We start from the raw sequence: 7,206 nt of genomic DNA, 5'->3' as shown, positions 1-7,206 counted from the left end.
GACAGCACGCCAGCGTGCTTGTCCTTGATGCGCAGCTTGAGGGTCTTCACGGCTTCCATCCGGCAACTGTATTTCCATACATGTCGGTTGACAAGCCGTCCCGGCTTGAACGCTCGACCCCGGGCTGAACCCCGGGGCTTGTCGCTTCGTCCGGGTCATCCCCGGGGCCGGTCCTGCGTTAAGGACTGGCCCCGGGGATTCTGAGCGTGAACCCAGTTCAGGTACCGGGCGGTTTTATGTCGCAGAATCAGGACGCTCGTCGTCCGTCCCGGAGGTGGAACATGTGGAAACGAATCGCGGTGGTGTGGACCCTGGTCAAGGTCGATGCACGGGTGCTCTGGTACGCCCTGCAGCATCCGCAGTCGCCCGGCTGGCTCAAGGTCGGTGTCGTTGGCATGGTCGCCTACCTGCTGTCGCCGATCGACCTGATCCCGGACGTGCTGCCGGTGATCGGTGTCGTCGATGACCTGGTGCTGATCCCGCTGGCCATGCGCTGGCTGCTGAAGCGCCTGCCCGCGGCGATCCGGGACTACGCCGAACGCCGTGCCCGCGGCGAGTCGGTCGACAAACCAGGCCGTCCCACGACGGTGCGCGTGGTCGACTGAGGTCCCGGCGACAGGACCTGCGCCGCTGACGTACGATCGGGTCCATGAACCTGATCGACTTCGAACTCCGCGGCGAGTTCATCCCCCTGGATGCCCTGCTCAAGGCCACCGCCGTCGCGCACAGCGGCGGCGCTGCCAAGACCCTGGTCGCTGATGGCCAGGTGCAGGTCGACGGCCAGCCCGAATCACGCAAGACCTGCAAGATCCGCGCAGGTCAGGTGGTGACCGTCGAGATGGCGCACACGCGCATCCGCGTCCACGCCCCGGCCCTCTGAAGCTTCAGCCCTGGTCCGGTCGCCGGAACTTTCCGGCGGACGGACACTCTCAATGTGGTCCACGGGCATTTCCGCCCAACCATGTCCACCCTAGAGGAAATGATGAACCGATTCTGGCGTACCGCGGTGTGTGTGCTGGCCCTGAGCACGGCCCTGGCTCCTGCGCTCTCCGAGGCCAAGCGCCTCGGCAGCGGCGGGTCTTCCGGGATGCAGCGCAGCCTGCCTTCTCGCAGCACCCCGATGCAGAACGCGCCGGCGCAGGCCCCGCAGCAGGCCGCACCGACCGCGCCGATGGCCGGTGCCGCCGCGACGGGTGCAGCAGCCGCGGGCAAGCGTTCCTGGATGGGCCCGCTCGCCGGTCTGGCTGCGGGTCTCGGCATTGCCGCCCTGATGAGCCATTTCGGCATGGGTGAAGCCTTCGGCAACTTCCTGATGATCGCCCTGCTGGTCATGGCAGCGCTGGCCGCCTTCGCGTGGTTCAAGCGCCGCTCGGCCGGCAACGGTTCGCGTCCGGCCATGGCCGGTGCGGGCGCAGGCCCGGCCTTCGGCACGGCGCAGGCGGACACCCCGGCGCAACGGACGGCGCACAGCGTGAGCTGGCCCGGTTCGGTGGGTGCCGGTGCTCCGGGCAGTGCCGCGGCGAGTTTCTCCCCGGCGGGATCGGCTTCAGCTGCAGCGAGCCTGCCGGCGGATTTCGACCGCCCCGGCTTCGAGCGCATCGCCCGCATGATCTTCATCCGCATGCAGGCCGCCAATGACCGCAATGATCTGAACGATCTGCGCGAGTTCACGACGCCCGAGATGTTCGCCAGCATCCGCACCGACCTGCAGGACCGCGGCAGCAAGGCGCAGGAAACCGATGTGGTCGAGGTGCGGGCCGAGATCATCGACTTCGACCGTGAAGCACAGCGCGACGTGGTCAGCGTGCGCTACACCGGCCTGATCCGCGAAGAAGCCGGTGCACAGGCGGCGCCATTCGACGAGGTCTGGCACCTGATCCAGCCGAGCGACCGCAGCCGCAACTGGGCGATCGCAGGCATCCAGCAAGCAGGCTGACCCACGGCCGGCACGGTGTGCCGGTGTCGGGCGCACTCAGGCGATCATGACCCTGTTGCGCCCGAGGTGCTTGGCACGGTAGAGCAGATCATCGGCCGCCCCGTAGAGCAATTCCACGGTGGTGCCCAGATCCTCCAGCTGGGTCGTGCCGATGGCCACCACCCCGACCGAGACGGTGATCTGCAGGGGCAGCCCGTTCCGCCCGGGCATCGACAGCGACGCGATGGTCTGCCGCAGATCCTCGGCCAGTTCGAGCGCGCCGGCCCGGTCCGTCAGCGGCAGCCCGATGCAGAATTCCTCGCCGCCCATCCGGCCGAACACGTCCGACGCCCGCAGGCGCAGGCGCACCGCCTCGGAAAATCGCCGCAGCACCAGGTCACCGACCAGATGGCCGTGCTCGTCGTTCACCCGCTTGAAGTGGTCCAGATCGAGCAGCACCAGTGCCATCGGTGTGCGCTCGCGCCGGCAGCGGTCGAGCAGGTGGTCCAGCATCGACCGAGCCGTTGCCCGGTTGTAGCAACCCGTCAGCTCGTCGTGCGAGGCGAGTTGTTCCATCTGCCGCTGCGTGCGCTCGAAGTTGGCCAGCAGAAAGCCGAAGCTGACTCCGATCAACGCCAGAAATGCCGTCATGAGCGTCAGGCCTTGCGTCCATCCGGGCTGCAACAGATCGACATAGCGGTCCGGTTCCACCAGAGCATGTGCAGCGCGCGCCGTCAGCGCGACACAGCACACGCCCAACATGATGGAGATGGACCGCAAGGACGGTTCAAGCTTCCAAGCATTTCGCCAAAGGACCTGGAGACTGGGAACCAGCAGCAACGCGAACCAGAAGCTGGCCACTGCCGCATAGTAGGCGTAGGGTTTTGGGTGCAGAACCGTCCAGGCCATCAGCAACAGTCCGCTGCCAAAGAGGATCTTGGTGGCACGCGGCAGGTTCCGCTGGCAGACGAACTGGTGCAGCGCCTGGCCATACACCGTGAGTCCCATCGCCATCAGACCGTTGCTGAGCAGAATCCCAGGACCCAGCGGAATCCAGTGTCGCAGCGGAATGGCCAAGAAGCCCAAGAGCAGCAGCAAGCTGCCGTAGGCCCAGGTGCGCAACTCGGGTCTGTCGGCCATGAGCGAGCGACGCGCCAGAAACAGATCCAGCACAAGCATGGCGTAGCCAGTCACCAAGGCGATCAGGACAGTCGGCAAATGGATGATGGTCATACTGCACTGGCCGACAAGCTGCTGTGGTGCCGCGTTGCCCCCCGCCCCGCGTGTCTCCTGCATGCCTTGTGGCCGTCACGCAGTATCCATCAGCCTGAACTGAAAATATCTCCATGGCACCCTCGACACCTCCCAATTCCTTCGCACCGGCGCCATCGTTGCCTTTGTCACGTCTGGACGGTGAGTTGCTGACCCTGTTGCGCGGACGCAGCACGGCCGCACTGGGGACGCTGACGGAGAGCGGGGAGGTCGCCCTGTCGATGGTGCCCTATGCCTTCGACACAGCCGGCGGCGCATTCGTGATCCTCATCAGCGGACTCGCCGCACACACGCGGCAGTTGCAGGCCCATCCGCGCGCCAGCCTGCTCATCTGCGACAGCGAGGACCGGGCCGACAACGTGCACGCCCTGGCCCGGGTCAGCCTGGATGTCGAAGCCGACTGGCCGATCGCGGACTCCGCGCAAGCGCGCAGTGCGCAGGACATCTACCTGGCCCGTCACCCTGCCGCAGAACTGCTCACGCAGTTGCCCGACTTCCGGTGGGTGCGCCTGCGTCCGTTGCAGGCGCGGCACGTGGCCGGTTTCGGCGCGGCCCGCACGATCGACCAGACACGCCTGCTGGAGATGATGGGCAATAACCCCGACCAAAGGAGGTAGATTTGGTTCCGGAATTAATACACAGTTGCATTGTGCAATTTTGCACTTAGCGACTGAGGAACTTCGCGATGGACATGCAAGCGATGCAGAACTTCCTGAGCACGACGGCTCTGGACCTGGGCATCAAGATCCTGGCGGCGATCGCCTTCTGGATCGTGGGCCGGTGGCTGATCGGCAAGGTGGTGGGCTTGATCCAGGCGGGCATGAACCGCAATTCGATCGACCCGACGCTGACCAAGTACCTCGGCTCGATCATCACGATCGCCCTGAACATCACCCTGGTGCTCGGCATCCTGGGCTACTTCGGCATCCAGACCACCTCGTTCGCCGCGATGCTGGCTGGCGCCGGTGTGGCGATCGGCGCGGCCTGGAGCGGCATGCTCGGCAACTTCGCCGCCGGCGCCTTCATGCTGGTGCTGCGCCCGTTCAAGGTGGGTGACTTCGTGAGCATCGGCGGCATGACCGGCACGGTCCACGAACTGGGTCTGTTCGCCACCACGATCATCACCCCGGACAACGTCATGACCTTGGTCGGCAACGGCAAGGTCTTCGGCGACACGGTACAGAACTTCTCGGCGCTGCCCTCGCGCCGCGTCGAGCGCACCGCACAGCTGGCGCAGGGTGTCGATCCGCTGGACGCCATCGCACGCCTGAAGGCGGCGGTCGCCAAGATCCCGAACGTGGTCGCCAGCCCGGCGCCTGAAGTCAACCTGCTCGACTTCAAGCTCGAAGGCCCGGTGATCTCGGTGCGCCCGTACACGCACACCGACAACTACTGGCAGGTCTACTTCGACACCAACGAAGCCATCATCAAGGTCTGCCAGGAAGCCGGCTGGCCGGTGCCGGCGGCCTACCACAAGGTGGTTCAGAGCTGATTGGCCACAGGCGCTGCGGCCAGCTGGCTGGCCAGTTGCCGCAGCAGCAGGCGTGCCGTGCTCACGATGGTGGCGCACGGCACAGCCAGCAGCACCATCTTGTGCTTCTTGCCGTCGTGGGCAATCAACGCCACTCGCCAGCGACGGTTACACCACAGACTCATTCTGTGTTCATTTTGATGATGCGGCGCAACATCAACTCCGGGAATACGCTACAATCGCAGCTGCTGTCTCTGACGCAACTGCCGCGACGTCTTCACCGACCTTCGCATGGCAGCAACGACAACAGGCACAGCTGTTTCGTTCATCCCCTCTGACCTTCCTCTTTCCCCTCATCCCTCCGGCATTCGAATCCTGATGTTGTTCAGGATCTTGTTTGCGGGGCTGTAGGCGCGGTCGGCGGCGATGCTGTTCGACCCGGGCGGGCTATTTCTCCACCCCTTTGAAGCTGCGAGCGTGGCGCGTTGACGGATGACGCCTCATGGACGCTGGCCCGCCATTGCGTTTGTCGCACGTGTTGTGCTGACAGCGCTAGCCTGAACGGCGCCCATCGACGGTGCCAGATGAGAACCCATGAGCTTTGATACCCTTGGCCTGAACGAAGTCCTGCTGAAGTCCCTGACCGATTCCGGTTACGAGACCCCGACCGAAGTGCAGGCACAGACCATTCCCGCCGCCCTCGCCGGCTCCGATCTGCGCGTGTGCTCCAACACCGGCAGCGGCAAGACGGCTGCATTCGTCCTGCCCGCCCTGGAGCGTGTGCTCGCCGCCCGTGCCGACGCTGCTGCACGTGGCGTCAAGGGCTTCCAGCCGAACAAGGGCCCCCGCGTCCTGATCCTGACCCCGACGCGTGAACTCGCCCTGCAAGTCTCGAAGGCGGCGATGACCTACGGTCGTCACGTCCCGGGTCTGCGTGTGGCCACCGTCGTCGGCGGCGTGCCTTACGGCGCCCAGCTCGCCGCACTGCGTGGTCAGCTCGACCTGCTGATCGCCACCCCGGGTCGCCTGATCGACCACCTCGACAGCGGCAAGGCCATCCTCGGCCAGGTCGAACTGCTGGTGCTCGACGAAGCCGACCGCATGCTGGACATGGGCTTCATCGAGGACATCGAGCGCATCGCCGAATCGCTGCCCGCCGAGCGCCAGACCGTCATGGTCAGCGCCACCTTCGCAGGTCAGGTGGGCCGTCTGGCCGACCAGATCCTCAAGGACGACGCCCAGCGCATCGAGATCGCCAACCACACCGACAACCACGCCAGCATCGAGCAGCAGCTCCTGTGGGCCGACAGCCTGGACCACAAGTCCGCGCTGCTGGAGCACATCCTGACCGACAAGGACATGCAGCAAGCGGTGATCTTCACCAGCACGCAGCGTGACGCCGACGATCTGGCCGCCCGCCTGTACGACCTCGGCCATGCCGTGGCGCCGCTGCACGGTGGCATGCCGCAAGGCCGCCGCACCCGCACGCTGATGGCCCTGCGCCGTGGCGAGCTGCGCATCCTGGTGGCCACCGACGTCGCTGCCCGCGGCATCGACGTGCCGACCATCAGCCACGTCATCAACTACGGTCTGCCGATGAAGGCCGAGGACTACGTGCACCGCATCGGCCGTACCGGCCGCGCTGGCCGCACCGGTCGCGCCATCACGCTGGCCGAGCGCCGTGACGTGTCGATGATCCGCCGCATCCAGCAGTTCACGACCCGTTCCATCCCGATCGGCATCATCGAAGGTCTCGAGCCGACCCGTCCGGCACCGGAAATGAGCCCGAACCGTGGCCCGATGCGTGAAGGTGGTCGTCCGCCGTTCCGTGGTGCCCCGGGCCGTGGCGCTCCTGGCGGTGGCTACCGTGGGGCGAACCCCGGCTATGGCGCTCCGCGCCATGACGGTCCGCGTCCGGACAGCCGTTTCGACGGCCCGCGTGGTGGCGATGCCCCGCGTTTCGACAACGACCGCGGTGCTCCGCGCAGCGCGCCCCGTTTCGACAACGACCGTGGCGCCCCGCGCAGCGGTTTCGGTGCTGGCCGCCCGGCCATGCGTCCGCGCAGCAACGGTCCGCGCTGAGCGCGGATCGAATCCCGGCGGCGCAAGCCGCCAGGACATGAAAAAACCGGCCAGTGATGGCCGGTTTTTTTTCGTCTGCAGCGCGGTGTGACTCAGTGCCCGCGCCACTCGCCGCCGCGCCGCTCCCAGCCGCGCTGGCCACGTTCCCAGCGTCGCGGCTCCCAGCGCTGCCCCTGGCGCTGCGGCTCCCAGTGCCCGGGCATCCAGACATGGCGCCCGCCGGACCAGTTCCAGAACCCCTCGATCCAGAGGTAGCCGACGGCGGGCGGCGGACCCGGTCGTTCCATGCGCACCGGCGGCGGCTCGACCACGACCACGCCGCCATCCTCATAGCCTCGCTGATGCGGATAGGGCGCCACCACGCAGCCGGCCAGCCCGGTGCCGAACACCAGCATCGTCACGGCCAGCGCACGTCGCACCGGAAAAGTCACCTTGGTCGTTGTCATGGCGGTCACGGCGCACAGCG

9 protein-coding genes are annotated in these 7,206 nt (G+C 66.4%); 6 read left to right on the top strand and 3 right to left on the bottom strand.

The window, feature by feature from the left end; genetic code table 11:
- The first annotated feature begins 281 nt into the window (after positions 1 to 281).
- The 3 genes from AABN02_RS02410 to AABN02_RS02400 all read left to right on the top strand — a co-directional run bounded on the left by AABN02_RS02410 (position 282) and on the right by AABN02_RS02400 (position 1,936).
- Positions 282 to 605 carry a YkvA family protein gene (locus AABN02_RS02410; protein ID WP_338413320.1) on the top strand — a complete coding sequence of 108 codons (324 nt, stop codon included), beginning with the start codon at positions 282 to 284 and terminating at the stop codon, positions 603 to 605.
- 44 nt (positions 606 to 649) lie between these two features.
- The gene (locus AABN02_RS02405) at positions 650 to 880 is read left to right on the top strand and encodes an RNA-binding S4 domain-containing protein (protein WP_338413319.1); all 231 of its coding nucleotides are present in this window, start codon (positions 650 to 652) and stop codon (positions 878 to 880) included.
- A 102-nt stretch (positions 881 to 982) separates the two neighbouring features.
- Positions 983 to 1,936 carry a TIM44-like domain-containing protein gene (locus AABN02_RS02400; protein WP_338413318.1) on the top strand — a complete coding sequence of 318 codons (954 nt, stop codon included), beginning with the start codon at positions 983 to 985 and terminating at the stop codon, positions 1,934 to 1,936.
- A gap of 36 nt (positions 1,937 to 1,972) precedes the next feature.
- On the opposite strand, the gene AABN02_RS02395 is transcribed toward AABN02_RS02400, so the two are convergent.
- Positions 1,973 to 3,148 (bottom strand): GGDEF domain-containing protein, encoded by a 1,176-nt coding sequence (locus tag AABN02_RS02395; RefSeq protein ID WP_338413317.1) that lies wholly within the window; start codon positions 3,146 to 3,148, stop codon positions 1,973 to 1,975.
- 185 nt (positions 3,149 to 3,333) lie between these two features.
- Between AABN02_RS02395 and AABN02_RS02390 the strand changes: the two genes are divergently transcribed.
- Positions 3,334 to 3,804 (top strand): pyridoxamine 5'-phosphate oxidase family protein, encoded by a 471-nt coding sequence (locus AABN02_RS02390; RefSeq protein ID WP_338413316.1) that lies wholly within the window; start codon positions 3,334 to 3,336, stop codon positions 3,802 to 3,804.
- 68 nt (positions 3,805 to 3,872) lie between these two features.
- Positions 3,873 to 4,679: a mechanosensitive ion channel family protein gene (locus AABN02_RS02385; protein WP_338413315.1), complete on the top strand. Its 807-nt coding sequence runs from the start codon at positions 3,873 to 3,875 to the stop codon at positions 4,677 to 4,679.
- On the opposite strand, the gene AABN02_RS02380 is transcribed toward AABN02_RS02385, so the two are convergent.
- Positions 4,670 to 4,807, bottom strand: a complete 138-nt coding sequence (locus AABN02_RS02380) for a hypothetical protein (protein ID WP_338413314.1) — start codon at positions 4,805 to 4,807, stop codon at positions 4,670 to 4,672. The two genes, AABN02_RS02385 and AABN02_RS02380, sit on opposite strands and share 10 nt — an antisense overlap.
- 445 nt (positions 4,808 to 5,252) lie before the next feature.
- On the opposite strand from AABN02_RS02380, the gene AABN02_RS02375 reads away from it, so the two are divergent.
- Positions 5,253 to 6,740 carry a DEAD/DEAH box helicase gene (locus tag AABN02_RS02375; protein WP_338413313.1) on the top strand — a complete coding sequence of 496 codons (1,488 nt, stop codon included), beginning with the start codon at positions 5,253 to 5,255 and terminating at the stop codon, positions 6,738 to 6,740.
- A gap of 92 nt (positions 6,741 to 6,832) precedes the next feature.
- On the opposite strand, the gene AABN02_RS02370 is transcribed toward AABN02_RS02375, so the two are convergent.
- Positions 6,833 to 7,186: a hypothetical protein gene (locus AABN02_RS02370; protein ID WP_338413323.1), complete on the bottom strand. Its 354-nt coding sequence runs from the start codon at positions 7,184 to 7,186 to the stop codon at positions 6,833 to 6,835.
- Between the last annotated feature and the right edge of the window lie 20 nt (positions 7,187 to 7,206).

It is taken from the genome of uncultured Sphaerotilus sp. (assembly GCF_963924895.1).
Classification (GTDB): Bacteria; Pseudomonadota; Gammaproteobacteria; order Burkholderiales; family Burkholderiaceae_C; genus Sphaerotilus.
Note: the sequence above shows the minus strand (reverse complement) of the source record. Positions and strands in the feature narration are given on the sequence as shown.